The organism is Methylopila capsulata, from assembly GCF_016907975.1.
Taxonomy (GTDB): domain Bacteria; phylum Pseudomonadota; class Alphaproteobacteria; order Rhizobiales; family Methylopilaceae; genus Methylopila; species Methylopila capsulata.
The window spans coordinates 222882-236880 of record NZ_JAFBCY010000004.1; the positions used below are offsets into that span (position 1 = coordinate 222882).

Annotated in this window: 17 protein-coding genes and 1 riboswitch; of the genes, 8 read left to right on the plus strand and 9 right to left on the minus strand. The window is 69.7% G+C overall.

All coding sequences use genetic code 11. From position 1 onward, the window contains the following. Positions 1 to 9 precede the first annotated feature (9 nt). The 4 genes from JOD31_RS16945 to JOD31_RS16960 form a co-directional block, all read right to left on the minus strand. Positions 10 to 513: a hypothetical protein gene (locus JOD31_RS16945; protein WP_204951613.1), complete on the minus strand. Its 504-nt coding sequence runs from the start codon at positions 511 to 513 to the stop codon at positions 10 to 12. A gap of 253 nt (positions 514 to 766) precedes the next feature. Continuing rightward, a complete protein-coding gene (locus JOD31_RS16950; protein ID WP_204951614.1) occupies positions 767 to 1663 on the minus strand; it encodes a PhnA-like protein in 897 nt (298 codons plus the stop codon). Positions 1664 to 1759: 96 nt separating this feature from the next. Next, the gene (locus JOD31_RS16955) at positions 1760 to 1951 is read right to left on the minus strand and encodes a CsbD family protein (RefSeq protein WP_204951615.1); all 192 of its coding nucleotides are present in this window, start codon (positions 1949 to 1951) and stop codon (positions 1760 to 1762) included. Positions 1952 to 2086: 135 nt separating this feature from the next. After that, complete coding sequence (locus JOD31_RS16960; protein WP_204951616.1) at positions 2087 to 3586, minus strand: helix-turn-helix transcriptional regulator; 1500 nt, start codon at positions 3584 to 3586, stop codon at positions 2087 to 2089. Positions 3587 to 3847: 261 nt separating this feature from the next. Here JOD31_RS16960 and JOD31_RS16965 point away from each other — a divergent pair, with 261 nt between their 5' ends. The 3 genes from JOD31_RS16965 (at position 3848) to JOD31_RS16975 (ending at position 5080) form a co-directional block, all read left to right on the plus strand. Continuing rightward, positions 3848 to 4096: a hypothetical protein gene (locus tag JOD31_RS16965; protein WP_204951617.1), complete on the plus strand. Its 249-nt coding sequence runs from the start codon at positions 3848 to 3850 to the stop codon at positions 4094 to 4096. A 145-nt stretch (positions 4097 to 4241) separates the two neighbouring features. Continuing rightward, positions 4242 to 4322, plus strand: coding sequence for a pyrroloquinoline quinone precursor peptide PqqA (gene pqqA, locus JOD31_RS19845; protein ID WP_081761428.1), 81 nt, complete (start codon positions 4242 to 4244; stop codon positions 4320 to 4322). Positions 4323 to 4495: 173 nt separating this feature from the next. After that, positions 4496 to 5080, plus strand: coding sequence for a pyridoxamine 5'-phosphate oxidase family protein (locus JOD31_RS16975; RefSeq protein ID WP_204951618.1), 585 nt, complete (start codon positions 4496 to 4498; stop codon positions 5078 to 5080). A 7-nt stretch (positions 5081 to 5087) separates the two neighbouring features. Here JOD31_RS16975 and metC read toward each other — a convergent pair whose 3' ends face one another. After that, positions 5088 to 6266 (minus strand): cystathionine beta-lyase, encoded by a 1179-nt coding sequence (gene metC, locus JOD31_RS16980; protein ID WP_204951619.1) that lies wholly within the window; start codon positions 6264 to 6266, stop codon positions 5088 to 5090. Positions 6267 to 6534: 268 nt separating this feature from the next. Here metC and JOD31_RS16985 point away from each other — a divergent pair, with 268 nt between their 5' ends. The 5 genes from JOD31_RS16985 (at position 6535) to JOD31_RS17005 (ending at position 11143) form a co-directional block, all read left to right on the plus strand. Next, positions 6535 to 7551 carry an amino acid ABC transporter substrate-binding protein gene (locus JOD31_RS16985; RefSeq protein WP_204951620.1) on the plus strand — a complete coding sequence of 339 codons (1017 nt, stop codon included), beginning with the start codon at positions 6535 to 6537 and terminating at the stop codon, positions 7549 to 7551. A gap of 101 nt (positions 7552 to 7652) precedes the next feature. Beyond that, a complete protein-coding gene (locus tag JOD31_RS16990; protein ID WP_204951621.1) occupies positions 7653 to 8855 on the plus strand; it encodes an amino acid ABC transporter permease in 1203 nt (400 codons plus the stop codon). A 7-nt stretch (positions 8856 to 8862) separates the two neighbouring features. After that, positions 8863 to 10005 carry an amino acid ABC transporter permease gene (locus tag JOD31_RS16995; RefSeq protein WP_204951622.1) on the plus strand — a complete coding sequence of 381 codons (1143 nt, stop codon included), beginning with the start codon at positions 8863 to 8865 and terminating at the stop codon, positions 10003 to 10005. Between the two features lie 20 nt (positions 10006 to 10025). Further along, the gene (locus JOD31_RS17000) at positions 10026 to 10820 is read left to right on the plus strand and encodes an amino acid ABC transporter ATP-binding protein (protein WP_271206216.1); all 795 of its coding nucleotides are present in this window, start codon (positions 10026 to 10028) and stop codon (positions 10818 to 10820) included. A 68-nt stretch (positions 10821 to 10888) separates the two neighbouring features. Further along, complete coding sequence (locus JOD31_RS17005) at positions 10889 to 11143, plus strand: hypothetical protein (RefSeq protein WP_204951623.1); 255 nt, start codon at positions 10889 to 10891, stop codon at positions 11141 to 11143. A 133-nt stretch (positions 11144 to 11276) separates the two neighbouring features. Here JOD31_RS17005 and JOD31_RS17010 read toward each other — a convergent pair whose 3' ends face one another. Genes JOD31_RS17010 through thiO form a run of 4 tightly spaced genes read right to left on the minus strand, consistent with a single transcriptional unit; the run spans position 11277 to position 13839 of the window. Then, positions 11277 to 11888 carry a thiamine phosphate synthase gene (locus JOD31_RS17010; RefSeq protein WP_204951624.1) on the minus strand — a complete coding sequence of 204 codons (612 nt, stop codon included), beginning with the start codon at positions 11886 to 11888 and terminating at the stop codon, positions 11277 to 11279. Then, the gene (locus tag JOD31_RS17015; protein WP_204951625.1) at positions 11885 to 12655 is read right to left on the minus strand and encodes a thiazole synthase; all 771 of its coding nucleotides are present in this window, start codon (positions 12653 to 12655) and stop codon (positions 11885 to 11887) included. The genes JOD31_RS17010 and JOD31_RS17015 overlap by 4 nt, the downstream gene beginning before the upstream one ends. A gap of 4 nt (positions 12656 to 12659) precedes the next feature. After that, positions 12660 to 12857 (minus strand): sulfur carrier protein ThiS, encoded by a 198-nt coding sequence (gene thiS / locus JOD31_RS17020; RefSeq protein WP_204951626.1) that lies wholly within the window; start codon positions 12855 to 12857, stop codon positions 12660 to 12662. Next, positions 12826 to 13839 (minus strand): glycine oxidase ThiO, encoded by a 1014-nt coding sequence (gene thiO / locus JOD31_RS17025; RefSeq protein ID WP_204951627.1) that lies wholly within the window; start codon positions 13837 to 13839, stop codon positions 12826 to 12828. The genes thiS and thiO overlap by 32 nt, the downstream gene beginning before the upstream one ends. 50 nt (positions 13840 to 13889) lie before the next feature. Further along, a riboswitch (TPP riboswitch) is annotated at positions 13890 to 13989 on the minus strand. Positions 13990 to 13999 lie beyond the last annotated feature (10 nt).

The following is a 13999-nucleotide window of genomic DNA, read 5'->3' on the forward strand; positions in this document are numbered from 1 at the left end:
CCGGCGCGTTCAGTCCGGACGGGGCGCTCCCGTCGGGCCGGCGGCCCGTCCCGTGAGCTTCAGCCAGCGGCGGTAGCGCGAGGCCTTCGGCGCCGGCACGCCCGCCTCCCGGCAGCGCCTCACGGTTTCGCGGTGGGCCGCGGCGATGGCGCCGAAGGGCAACGGCCGCGCCGAAAGCAGCGCGTCCGCGACGGTCTCCAGAATGTCCCGCCGCAGCGCGCCTTCGGAGGGACGCAGACGGCCGACGCCGGCCTCCCAGCGCGCCAGTTTCGCGAGCTGCTTCGGGGTCGCGGGCTTGGGCTCGCTCGACGCCGCCGAGACGTCCGCCTGGTCCCACCCCTGGAGCCAGCGCCGGGCCTCGGCGCGGTGCGCGGCCTCCGCCGGGGCGGCGCGCGGCTCGCCCGCGGCCCGGGCGGCCGCGCCTGCGGCGGGGAGGGCGCCGAGATGGGCGCGCAGCCGGCGCGCGCGCCAGGCCGGGACCGAGATCGCGAAGGCCTCCTCGCCGTCGCTCACCGCGGACCTCGGATCTGGCGTGGACCTCGGATCCGGCGAAGAGGGAGGCGCTGGCGTGATCATCGCGAACCATGATGGCGCGAGCGCCTGATCCTTCGCAAATCGGAGCGCGCGGAGTCGTGCGGACGACGGTTGCGCAGGTCTCAAAAAAGAGGGCGGGACCCCGTGGGGTCCCGCCCTCCGGCAGGGGCATCGGGGGGGCGAACCACCCCTGCCTAACGTCCAGACCTCGGGAAAGGCCTGGACGATGGGGTCAGACCCGACGCGTGGGGCGCGTCGCGCCAGCCGCGCCGCCGAGCCATGCGGCGAGGGCGGCGAGGGCGAGGGCGAGGAAGCCGAGCAGCGCGCCGCGGGACACGACCTTGGCGGTCGTCACGGCGGCGGCCTGCGCCTGGCTCTTGGCTTCGGCGACCGTCGCGCGGTAGCGCTCCTCGTACTGGCCGATCTGGGCGCGGGCCTGATCGGGGCTGATGTTCTGGGCCCGGGCGAGAGCTTCCGCGGCTCGCGTGCGGGCTTCGTCTGCCTTGGCCGGATCGCCGGTCAGCACCGCCTGGACGGCCGCGACCGCGCCGGAGCGCAGAGCCTCGGGGTCCTGCCCCGCGGCGGCCTCGCGCACCTCGGTCTCGATCTGCTGCAGCGGGTTCATCGCGGCGATGCTGGGAGCGGCCGCCTGAACGGCGCTGGACGCCGCGCCGCCGACGCCGCCGATCACGCTGGCGAGACCGCTGAAGGCGCCGCCCACGAGCGCGCCGACCGACGTGGTCAGGAGATAGAGGATGACGAGCGTCGTTGCGGCCCAGGTGGTGAGGCCGTGCAGGCCGCCGACCGTCTTGGCGGCGTGGCCGGAGAGGCGGCTCGCGACGTATCCGCCGACGAAGGCGCCGATCAGCCCGGACGCCACGTACCAGAGACCGCCGGCGATGGAGAACGCCGCGGCGCCCGGATTGTCGCTCGTGCCCGGATCGATCACCGCGGCGCCCGCTCCGACGCCGAGGAGGTTGAGGGCGAACTGGACGGTGAGGGCCAGCGCGACGCCGGCGAACACGGCGCCCCAGGAGATCCGGCTCGGCGCGACCCGATCGAACGCGGCGGCGCGATCGAGGTCGGCGCGCGCGGCCGTCGCGCCGCCGGTTATGGAGGTGTCGGTCATTCTCGCCCTTTCGAGGCTTCGCAGAACTGTCTGAGAGTCAGGCCGCGCGGGGCGGCGGGCAGGGCGGTCGACGGCGGGGCCGCCCTGCGAAGCGCGTCACTTGCCGGCGTCGCGAACCTTGTCGGCGACCTTGCCGACCGCGCCTTGAACCTTGCCCTCGACCTTGGTGGCCTTGCCTTCGGCTTCGGTCGCCTTGTTGCCGGTCACCTTGCCAATGGCTTCCTTCACGGAGCCCTTAACTTCCTTGACGGCGCCTTCGATGCGATTCTTGTCCACGTTCGTCTCCATCTCCTGCGTGCCGGGGCCGCGGCTCCCGAGCCGTGGGCGTCTGGCGGTGAAGAGGAAAATGGCCCGGATGACGCCGCGGCCATAGAGACGCAAGGACTAGGCGACCTAGTATTTTGGGACCGATTTCGAGTGTGATCAGCTTTTGGGAGCCCGGCGCGGCTCGACCGCCGCTCCGCCCGTGATCCCGCGCTCCCGCGCCCACACCACGGCCGCGGCGCGCCGGTTGACGCCGATCTTGCGAAACAGCGACGCGACGTGGTTGCGGACCGTGTTGGTGGAAAGCTTGAGGCGGTCGCTCATCGCGACGTTGTCGCAGCCTTCGGAGATCAGCCCCAGGATCTGCCGCTCGCGGTCGGTGAGATCGTCGAGGCCGACGCCGGGCCCGGGACGGCGCGAGGTCTGGCGCAGGTTCGCGAGCTTCTCGACGACCGTGCGGCTGAACCAGGAGGTGTCGGCCATGACGCTCTCGATGGCGGAGATCAGCTCGTCCTCGGACTTCTTGCGCTCGGTCACGTCCTGAAGGACCCAGAGCACGCAGGGGGCGTCGTTGATCTCGACCGCCTCCGCCGAGACCAGACAGTCGATCTCGGCCTCGTCGGCGGCGCGCATGCGCAGAGGCGCGCCGTGCACGCCGCGGCCGTCCTTCAGCGCGGCCTCCACCGCGCGCCGCGCCGCCGGGTCCGTCCACAACTTCAGGTCGGACGCGCTGCGGCCGACGATCTCGATCTCCGGCGTTCCCGTCATGGCTTCGAACGCGCGGTTGACGTCGATGAAGGCGTGGTCCGGCAGGCGGGTGATCGCCATCGCGACGGGCGACAGACGGAACGACTTCGAGAAGCGCTCCTCGCTTTTGCGCAGCGAGGTCTCAGCCTTCCGGCGCGGTTCGAGATCGGCGAAGGTGAAGAGCATGCAGGGTTCGCCCTCGACCTCGATCGGCTGGCCCGCGACGATCGCGGCGCGGCTCGATCCGTCCGGCAGCGGGACCTCCGATTCCATCTGCATGACGGAGCGGCCTTCGCCGATGCGCTCGAAGGCGCGGTCGTGGTTCTCGGCCCCGGAGAAGATGTCGAGCTCGCGCACGGTCTTTCCGATGACCGCCGCGCGGTCGTGGCCGGTCATGTCCATGAAGCCCTGGTTCACGCGGACATAGACCTGGTCGGCGAGACGGCAGATCAGGGCGGGCGCCGGGTTGGCGTTGAAGGCGCTCTCGAACCGGTCCTCGGCTTCGAAGCGTTCGGTCTCGTCCTTGATGATCAGCACCAGCAGCTCGGGCGCGCCCGACGCGTCGACCACGACGAGGCTCCGGATCGTGTGCACCCACACGCGCTCGGGGTCGGCGCTCGGGGACACCTCCACCGTGACGTCGTCGAAGCTTTCGCCCGCGATGACGCGGTCGAGCGGGTAGCGGTCTTCGGGCAGCGGGTGGTTGTTGCGGAACCGCAGCCTGAACCGGGCGCGGTAGCCGTCGACGTCGCCGCCGAGTCCGGTGACGTCGTCGACGCCGTGCATCGCGACCGCCGCGGCGTTCGCCCAGGAGATCGACTGGTCCGGCTCGACCAGGATCACGCCGTCCGTCAGGCCGGCGATGACCTGCTGCAGCGAGGCGCGGCCGGGGCGGTTAGGGATGGCGTCCATAGGATCTCCAGACGGGGCATGGAGCCTATGTGAGACACGGACGCTGAAAGGCGATGGGCAAAGCGTCGTGGCGACGCGCCGGCGCGGCGGCTTTCCGTCGGCGGGGCCACCGACCGCCGCGCCCGCAGCCGGCTGGTCACCGCGCAGTGAGCGGGATCGATCGCAGTTGCACGACCTTGCGGCGCAAGTGAATCGACGGGCGGAACCATCAGGCGCGACCCGCCGTTTCTGTCGCGAAGCGTACCAAGGGAAACAAAAGTCATGAAATCTTCGATGAAGATGCTCGCGTCCGGCGCTCTCGCCGCCGCGATGCTTGTCGCGCCGGTCGCCGCCTTCGCCCAGACGAGCGGCGCTGCCCAGTCGACCGGAGATCGCGAGAGCGCCAAGGAGCGCAGCGAGATGGACACGACGCGCAAGCATCAGGCGACCTCGCCGATGAAGGCCAAGAAGCACTCCCACAAAAAGAGCGGCTCCAAGAAGCCGGTCGCTCCGACCAACACCCGCAGCTGATCGTCGCCCGGCGGGCCTGTCGAAACATGACAGGAAATTAACTGGCGCCCGCCGCCCGTCCGCCGGATACTCGCTCCATCGAACGCAGACGGCGTTCTGATCGCCGCGCGGTGCGGCGCATCGCGCAAGCTTTTAGGAGGCTACAATGGCTATTTGGACCGCTCCGATCGTTTCCGAGACCCCGGTTGGCCTCGAGGTCACCTCGTACAGCCCGGCTGAGCTCTGAAACGACTGGGCTTCGGCCCGTTCGTTGACAGTTTCGACCCCGCGCGGCTTCGCTGCGCGGGGTTTTTCTTTGTCTGTTTTCGAGCCGCCCCCGGGGCGGGAAGCACTTTTTTGCCGCAGCGCACGCCGAGGGATATTTTCCGGCGTCACACGCTGGGCTAGTCTCGGCGGGCCGTGACCAACCTGGCCCGCCCTTCCTATTACGACGACCTCGCCGCCTCCCGCGCGGAGGCGTGGCGCCTGTTGAGCGAGGCGGCGACCGATCCGCTCGCCCCGATGCGGCGCCTCACCCTCGCGACGGTCGGCCTCGACGCGCGTCCGCGGGCGCGCACGGTGGTGCTGCGCAAGGCCGATCCCGGCGCCTGGCGCGTCCGGTTCCACGCCGACACTCGCTCCGACAAGATCGCCGAGATCGCCGCCGACCCTCGGACCGCGCTCTGCGCCTGGGACCGCGACGAGCGTGCGCAGATCCGGCTCGAGGGCATCGGTCGCGTCCACGCCGGCGACGACATCGCCCGCATCGCATGGGTCGCCGTTCCCGAGGAGGCGCGCAGCCTCTACGCGGTCGAGCCGGCCCCCGGCGAGGCGATCGGCGAGGGTGGCGCCTATGCGCCCGCGCCCGGCGGCGATGGCGGCTTCCGCCATTTCGCGGTGGTCGAGGTCGCGGTCGCGACGCTCGAATGGCTGTACCTCGGCCGCGGCGGCCATCGCCGCGCGCTGTTCGAGCGCGCCGGCGGCATGCGGTGGCTGACGCCCTGACGCCGGCTCAGAGCGCCGCGGCGTAGCGGGCGAGCCCGGCGTCGAGGTCCGCGATCAGGTCCCCGACCTCTTCCAGCCCGACGTGGATGCGGACGGTCGGCCCCGCCGGCGCCCAGCGGCTCGCGGTGCGGATCGGCCGGGCGTCGTAGGGGATCGCGAGACTCTCGAACCCGCCCCAGGAGTAGCCGAGGCCGAACAGCCTCAGCCCGTCCAGGAAGGCCGCGACCGCGCCCTTCGGCCCCGGCTTCAGCTCGATCGCGAACAAGCTGGAGGCGCCGGTGAAGTCGCGCCGCCACAGCGCGTGGCCGGGGTCGTTCTCGAGCGCGGGATGCAGCACGCGGGCGACCTCGGAGCGCGATTCGAGCCAGCGCGCGACCCGCAAGCCCGCGTCCTGCTGGTGGGCGAGCCGCACGCCCAACGTCCTGAGGCCGCGCAGGGCGAGGAACATGTCGTCCGGCCCGACGCAGAGCCCCAGCGCCCCATGGGCGGCGATCAGGGCGGGCGCGTAGGCCTCGTTCGCCGAGATCGTGCCGAGCAGCAGGTCGGCGTGGCCTCCGAGGTATTTGGTGCCGGCCGTGACGGAGAGATCGACGCCCTGGTCGTGCGCCTTAAAAAACAGCGGCGTCGCCCACGTATTGTCCATCACCACCGCGACGCCGCGCGCATGCGCCGCGCCGGCGATGGCCGGGATGTCCTGGATCTCGAAGGTGAGGGAGCCCGGGCTCTCCACGAAGACGGCCTTGGTCTCCGGCCGGATCAGATCGGCGATCTGCGCGCCGACCGACGGCTCGTAGTAGGTCGTCTCAATGCCGAGCCGCTTCAGCGTGAGGTCGCAGAGGTGCCGCGTGGGCTGGTAGACGGTGTCCACCATCAGCAGGTGATCGCCCGCGCCGAGCACCGCCAGAAGGGCGGTCGCGACCGCGTTCAGTCCGGAGGGCGTGAGCGCCACATGCGCGCCGCCCTCCAACGTTTTCAGGGCGTCGGCCAGCGCGTCGGAGGTCGGCGTGCCGCGCCGTCCATAGGCGTAGCGGCCGGTTCGCCCCTCGAGGTCGGCGACGGTGGGCGACAGCACGGTGGAGCCGCGGACGATCGGCGGGTTGACGAATCCGTGCTGCTCCACGACCGAGCGACCGCCGAGCACGAGGTCCGTCAGCGGTCCGAAAGGGCGTTCCCCATCGCGTTCCATGGCAGTCGCCCTTCAAATCCCGGATGGAAACATGAGGTTGTCGGGCGCTTGCTAAGATCCCGTCAAGCCTTGTCCACTTTTTGCGAGTGGCGCGAAAATCATCTCGCGGTGGCCGAATTATCGCGCGAAGATGGCGCCTGAACGGCGGCGCACCCCGGCGACGCGTTCGACGACAAGGCCGGAGCTGACGGCGACGGGAGCAGGCGCAAGCCACGCCGCCGCCCAAGGCCGGGCCCGGCGTCCCTTGTGAGAGAGGCGAGCTCCCCCGATGAAACAGTTCCTTACCGCTCTGGCGCTTGGCGCTTCTGCGGTCTTCGCGTCCGGCGCCGCCGATGCGGCGACCCTGGACCAGGTCAAGCAAAAGGGCTTTCTCCAGTGCGGCGTCAGCACTGGGCTGCCCGGCTTCTCGAACCCCGACGCCAAGGGCGAGTGGACCGGCCTCGACGTCGACCTCTGCCGCGCCGTCGCCGCCGCGGTCTTCGACGACCCGACCAAGGTGCGGTTCTCGCCGCTGACCGCCAAGGACCGCTTCACCGCGCTCCAGTCCGGCGAGGTCGACATCCTGTCGCGCAACTCCACCTGGACGCTGTCGCGCGACGCGACCCAGGGCCTGAACTTCACCGCCACCAACTACTACGACGGCCAGGGCTTCCTGGTCCGCAAGTCGCTCGGCGTGAAGTCGGCGATGGAGCTGAACGGCGCTTCGGTCTGCACCCAGTCCGGCACCACGACCGAACTCAACGTCGCGGACTTCTTCCGCTCCAACAACCTCCAGTACGAAGTCGTCGCGTTCCAGGGCCAGGAAGAGACGCTGAAGGCCTATGAATCCGGCCGCTGCGAGGTCTTCACCTCGGACCAGTCCCAGCTCTACGCGCTGCGCCTGAAGCTCGCCGACAAGGACGAGCACGTCATCCTGCCGGAGCTGATCTCCAAGGAGCCACTCGCCACCGCCGTCCGCCAGGGCGACGACCAGTGGTTCGACATCGTGAAGTGGGTCCACTACGGCATGCTGAACGCCGAAGAGGCGGGGATCACCTCCCAGAACGTCAAGGACATGCTCAATTCGCCGAACCCCGACATCAAGCGCATGCTCGGCGCGGAGGGCAATTTCGGCGAGCAGATCGGGCTGACGAAGGACTGGCTGGTCCGCATCGTCTCCAAGGTCGGCAACTATGGCGAAGCCTTCGACCGCAGCGTCGGCAAGGGCTCGCCCCTGCAGATCGAGCGCGGCAAGAACGCGCTGTGGACCAAGGGCGGTCTTCAGTACGGCCCGCCGATCCGCTGAGCCGACGGTCGCGCCGCGCTTCCGCTTCGCCCGGCTCGCCCGGGCGGAGCGGGGCTCACGTCGCGTAGGGCGTCGAACCTGCCGTGAAGTTGGAGCGTGTGATGGCGATTACGCATGAAGGCCCGGCCCCGGCGGCCCGGCCGCCCTCGACCTCATCCATCTGGAACGACGCGCGGTTCCGCGGAAACGTGGCGCAGGTCGTCGTGGTGGTCGTCGTGGCGCTCGCGCTCGGCGCGATGGTCTGGAACGCGCAGGAAAACCTCTCCAACCAGCGTATCGCCTCGGGCTTCGGCTTCCTGGACCAGACCGCCGGCTTCGGCCTGAACCAGACGCTGATCCCCTACAGCGAGTCGTCGAGCTACGGCCGCGCGCTGCTGGTCGCCATTCTGAACACGCTGCTCGTCGCCGTCGTCGGCATCGTGTTCGCCACCATCCTCGGCTTCCTCGTCGGCGTCGGCCGCCTGTCGAAGAACTGGATGGTGCGCAAGGTCTGCACCGTCTACGTCGAGGTCACCCGCAACCTTCCTCTGCTGTTCCACATCCTGTTCTGGTACCTCGCGGTGCTGGCCGCGATGCCCGCCGCCCGAAACAGCTACTCTATCTTCGGCGAGGTCTTCCTCAACAACCGCGGCGTCTACATCCCCAGGATCGTGTTCGGCGAGGGCAGCCTCGTCGGCTTCGTCGCCCTGGGGATCGCGATCGTCGGCGCGATCGCCCTGAACAGGTGGTCGACCGCCCGCCGCGAGAAGACCGGGCAGCAGTTCCCGGTGTTCTGGACCTCGGTCGCCATGCTGGTGGCGCTGCCGTTGATCGGCTTCGCCCTCGTGGGCTTTCCGCTCACCATCGAAACGCCCGTTCTCAGGGGCTTCAACTTCGTCGGCGGCTCGCGCCTGCTGCCGGAGTTCGCGGCGCTCGTCGTGGCGCTCTCGATCTACACCGGCGGCTTCATCGCGGAGATCGTCCGCGCCGGCATCAAGGCGGTCAGCCACGGCCAGTCGGAAGCCGCCGCCTCGCTCGGCCTGAAGCCCAGCCTCTCGACCCGGCTCGTGGTCATTCCCCAGGCGATGCGGGTGATGATCCCGCCGCTCACGAGCCAGTACCTCAACCTGACGAAGAACTCGTCGCTGGCGGCCTTCATCGGCTACCCCGAGCTTGTGCAGGTCTTCGCCGGAACGACCCTCAACCAGACCGGCCAGGCCATCGAGATCATCGCCATCACGATGGGCTGCTACCTCGTCATCAGCCTTGTGACCTCGCTCTTCATGAACTGGTACAACCGGCGCGTCGCGCTGATCGAACGGTGAGGCGGACATGAGCGACGTCGCTATCGGCCACGGCCAACCCTTCGTTCGCAAGGAGATCCTGCAACCCGAACCGCCGCCGGCCTCGCTGGTGGGATTTTCGGGCTGGGCGCGGCAGAACCTGTTCGTCGGGCCGGCCAACACGCTGCTGTCCCTGTTCTGCCTGGCCCTCGCCACCTATGTCGCGTGGATCATGCTCGACTTCCTCGTCCTCCGGGCGGTGTGGACGGGCGCGAACCGCGAGGCCTGCATTGGGCCGGAGGTTGGGGCGTGCTGGCCCTTCATCACCACCCGCTTCGGCCAGATGCTCTACGGCTTCTATCCCGCCGAGGAGCACTGGCGGCCGGCGACGGTGTTCTTCGTGGCGGTCGCGCTGATCGCGCCGCTGCTGACCCCCTCCGCGCCCTACAAGAAGGCGAACGCGCTCCTGTTCTTCGTCGCGTTCCCGATCTTCGCCTTCGTCATGCTCAGCGGCGGCTTCTTCGGCCTCCGCCCGGTCGAAACCCGCGCCTGGGGCGGCCTGCTGGTCACGCTCGTGGTGGCGACCACCGGCATCGTCGCCTCGCTGCCGCTCGGCGTGCTGCTCGCGCTCGGCCGGCGGTCGAAGCTGCCGGTGGTGCGGTTCTTCGCCATCGCCTTCATCGAGTTCTGGCGCGGCGTGCCGCTGATCACCGTGCTGTTCTTCGCGACCTACATGCTGCCGCTGTTCCTGCCCTCGGGCTGGAGCATCGACGGGCTGCTGCGCGCGCTGGTCGGCGTGTCGCTGTTCTCCGCGGCCTACATGGCGGAGGTGGTGCGCGGCGGCCTGCAGGCGATCCCGAAAGGCCAGTACGAGGGCGCCATGGCGATGGGCCTGCGCTACTGGCCGATGATGATCCTGATCGTGCTGCCGCAGGCGCTGAAGCTCGTCATTCCCGGCATCGTCAACACCTTCATCGGCCTGTTCAAGGACACGACGCTGGTGGCGATCATTTCGATCTTCGACTTCCTCGGCATCATCCGGTCGGCCTTCGCCGACCCGAACTGGGCGACGCCGGGCACGGTCTACACCGGCTTCGCCTTCGCCGGCATCGTCTACTTCATCTTCTGCTACGGCATGTCCCGCTACTCGCGCTTCGTCGAAGAGCGGCTGGACGTCGGCCACAAGCATTGAACCGTCAAGGAGCCACGCCCATGGCCGAGTCCGTCGTCGACGCTTCCGAACTGTCCGCCGCCCAGAAACCGCAGATCTCGAACGAGACCGCGGTCGAGATCATCGGCATGTCCAAATGGTACGGCGACTTCAACGTGCTGAAGGACATCAACCTCAAGGTGAAGCGCGGCGAGCGCATCGTGATCTGCGGGCCGTCCGGCTCCGGCAAGTCCACCATGATCCGCTGCATCAACCGGCTGGAGGAGCACCAGAAGGGCCAGATCATCGTCGAGGGCACCGAGCTCACCAACGATCTCAAGAAGATCGACGAGATCCGCCGCGACGTCGGGATGTGCTTCCAGCACTTCAACCTCTTCCCGCACCTGACCATCCTCGAGAACTGCACGCTGGCGCCGATGTGGGTGCGCAAGATGCCGAAGAGGGAGGCCGAGGAGCTGGCGATGCACTTCCTGAAGCGGGTGCGCATCCCCGAACAGGCGAAGAAGTATCCGGGCCAGCTCTCCGGCGGCCAGCAGCAGCGCGTGGCGATCGCCCGCGCGCTCTGCATGCAGCCCAAGATCATGCTGTTCGACGAGCCCACCTCGGCGCTCGACCCCGAGATGGTGAAGGAGGTGCTCGACACCATGGTCGGCCTCGCCAACGACGGCATGACCATGCTCTGCGTCACGCACGAGATGGGCTTCGCCCGGCAGGTCGCGAACCGCGTGATCTTCATGGACGCGGGTCAGATCATCGAGATGAACGAGCCCAACGCCTTCTTCGCCAACCCGCAGCACGAGCGCACCAAGCTGTTCCTGAGCCAGATCCTGCACTGAGGATCCGGCTGGAACCTTCGTCCTCCGGCAGCGCTTCCCCCTTGAGGCGACCGACCGGAGACAGGTTCATGACGCACAATCCCAAGCCCGACCCCGCCAGCGCCGCGACCGGCCTTTCCGAGGCCGAGGCCGCCCGTCAGCCGGGGGTGAAGCCTGGCGCCAAGGCGGGGCCGGACGACGCGCAGAACGTCGAGGCGCCGGACGCCTCGGAGGTTGCCGGCGTCCGCCGAAAGCCCGGCGAGGACGACCCGAAGCCGGACCCCGCGCCCGGTGCGACGGCGGTCGAGGATCTGTCGGCGGAGAACGACGGCGGCATGGGGTGAGCGGGACGCGAGCGCTCTGACGCGTCGACCGTTCGTGACTTGCATCCGGAATTAACCCGAAAGTCGCCCCGCGTTAACCGCCTGCTCGGCTAAGTTAACCAGCGCGTCCGGGCAGAGCCGGGCCGCTCGCGCCTCAGGCCGCGGCCCGGGTCAGCTCGATCCACTCCCGGGCGCGGGCTTCCGGGTCCGCCGCGCCGACGACGTCGTTCACGACCGCCACGACGTCCGCGCCGGCCGCGAGGCACTGCGCGGCGCGGTCCGGCGTCAGCCCGCCGATCGCGACCAGCGGGCGCTCGCCGACCGCGCGCTTCCATTCGCCGATGCGCTCAAGTCCTTGAGGCGCAAAGGGCATTTTCTTCAGGATGGTGGGCCAAATCGGCCCGAGAGCGATGTGGTGCGGGTCCACGGACAGCGCGCGGTCGAGCTCTTCCGGCGTGTGCGTCGAGACGCCGAGCCTGATCCCGGCCGCGCGGATCGCCGTGAGGTCGGCGTCGTCGAGATCCTCCTGGCCGAGGTGGAGGAAGGACGCGCCGAGATCGATCGCAATCTCCCAGTAGTCGTTGACGACGAGATCGGCGCCCACCGCAGAGCAAGTCGCGAGCGCGTCGGAAATCTCAGCACGCAGAATGGATTCCGGCTTGTCCTTAACGCGCAGCTGCACGAGCTTCGCGCCCGCGTTTGTCATGCGCCGCACCCATGCGGCGCTGTCCACCACGGGGTAGAACGGGTCGAGGCGGCGCGTCATGCGAGGCTCGCGCGGCCGAAAACGGGGGTGGAGGGCGCGGCCATGTCGCGCGGTTCGATCGGGTCCGCGAGGTAGGCCGTCCGGCCGGCCTCGACCGCGAGTTTGAAGGCGCCGGCCATGGCGACGGGGTCGCCCGCCTTGGCCACAGCGGTGTTCAGCAGAACGGCGTCGTAGCCGAGCTCCATGGCGGCGGCGGCGTGGCTGGGCTTGCCGATGCCGGCGTCGACCACCAGCGGCACGTCGGGAAAATGCGCCCGGAGCGACCGCAGGCCATAGACGTTGTTGAGCCCCATGCCGGTGCCGATCGGCGCGCCCCAGGGCATCAGGACCTTGCAGCCGGCCTCGATAAGTCGTTCCGCCACAACGAGATCTTCCGTCGTGTAGGGAAACACCTCGAAGCCGTCCTCGGTGAGGATCCGTGCCGCCTCGACGAGGCCGAAGACGTCGGGCTGCAGCGTGTCGGCGTCGCCGATCACCTCGAGCTTCAGCCAGTTCGTGCCGAACACCTCGCGCGCCATCTGCGCGGTCGTGACCGCCTCCTTGACCGAATGGCAACCGGCGGTGTTTGGCAGCACCTTCACGTTCAGCCCCGCGATCAGGCCCCAGAAGTCCTGGCCCTCCCGCAGCCGCCCGGATTCCCGGCGCAGCGAGACTGTGAGGATCCCCGCGCCGGACGCCCTCACGGCGTCAGCGAGGATCGCGGGCGAGGGGTATTGCGCCGTGCCCAGCAGCAGGCGCGAGTCGATCTCGACTCCGTAGAGCTCCATGGCCTCAGCCTCCCTGCCGCGGCGAAACGATCTCGATCCGGTCGCCTTCGCTCAACGCCGTCGCGGCGCGCGCCCGCGCCGGCACGAAGTCGCCGTTGACGGCGGTCGCGACGATCGCGTCGTCGTAGTCGAGCGCGCTCAGCGCTTCGGCCAGATCGCGCACGCCGAGCTCACGCTCGTCGCCGTTCACGATCAGCTTCATGGCTCATCTCCTTCGGCCCCAGCACGGCGTCCGCGGCTGCGCGGGCGCAGGCTGGCGAGAGCAGAAAGCCGTGTCGGTACAGACCATTGACGTAAGTGACCCGGCCGCGGGTTTCAACGCGGGGCAGGTTGTCGGGGAAGGCGGGGCGCACGTCCGCGCGGGTTTCGACGATCTCGGCCTCGCCGAACGCCGGGTGCAGCGCGTAGGCCGCGTTGAGCAGATCGACCACCGAACGCACGACGGGGCCGCGCCGCTCCGCGCTCTCGATCATGGTCGCGCCCAGCATGAACAGGCCGTCGGCGCGGGGCACGACGTAGAACGGGATCCGCGGATGCAGCAGCCGCACCGGCCGCTGGAACGCGATATCCCGTGTGCGCACGACAAGCATCTCGCCGCGCACGCCACGCAGGTCTGGGAACGCCTCGCGGGCCGCAAAGCCACGGCAGTCCACCACGGCGTCGCCCTCGGCGCCGTCGGCGTCGGCCTCGACGCCGAAGCGGATGCGGCCGCCGAGCGCCGCCAACCGCGCCTCGAGCCCAGCCAGCGCGGCGCGTGGGTCGAGGTGGGCCTCATCGGGGAAGAACAGGCCGGAACGGAACCGGCCGGCAAGGTCAGGCTCAAGCGCGGCGACGCCGTCGCCGTCGAGCGTCTCGAAGCGGGAGGTGCGGCGGGCGAAGCGGGCGAGTTCGGCGCTGTCGCGGGCCGGCGCGACCACCAGCGTGCCCTGGCGCACGACGCCGTCCACATGCGCCGGCCACCAGTCCAGCGCGACCTCGCCGCCCGCGATCACCGCTTCCTCGGCGCTCTCCCGCTCGCACCAGGGCGCGAGCATCCCGCCGGCGGACCAGGAGCAGGCGCGTTCGCCGACGCGGGCTCCGCGTTCGAGCACCGTCACGTCCGCGCCGCGCTCCGCGAGCTCGACGGCTGTGGTCAGGCCGGCGACGCCGGCTCCGAGAACGGTGACGCGCGTCTGCGCGGCCATGGCGTGCGGCTTTCACAAGCGGGTCGCAGCCGGCGAACGTCGGGAAGCGTCTTGGAGAGGCGCCCCGTTCCTTCGCCGGCATGACCCGGACAGGTTCAAAGGGTTCGGCGATCGCCGTCTCAGCCCGTGCGGGCGCCCCTCGGAGTGTGGAGACGATGGG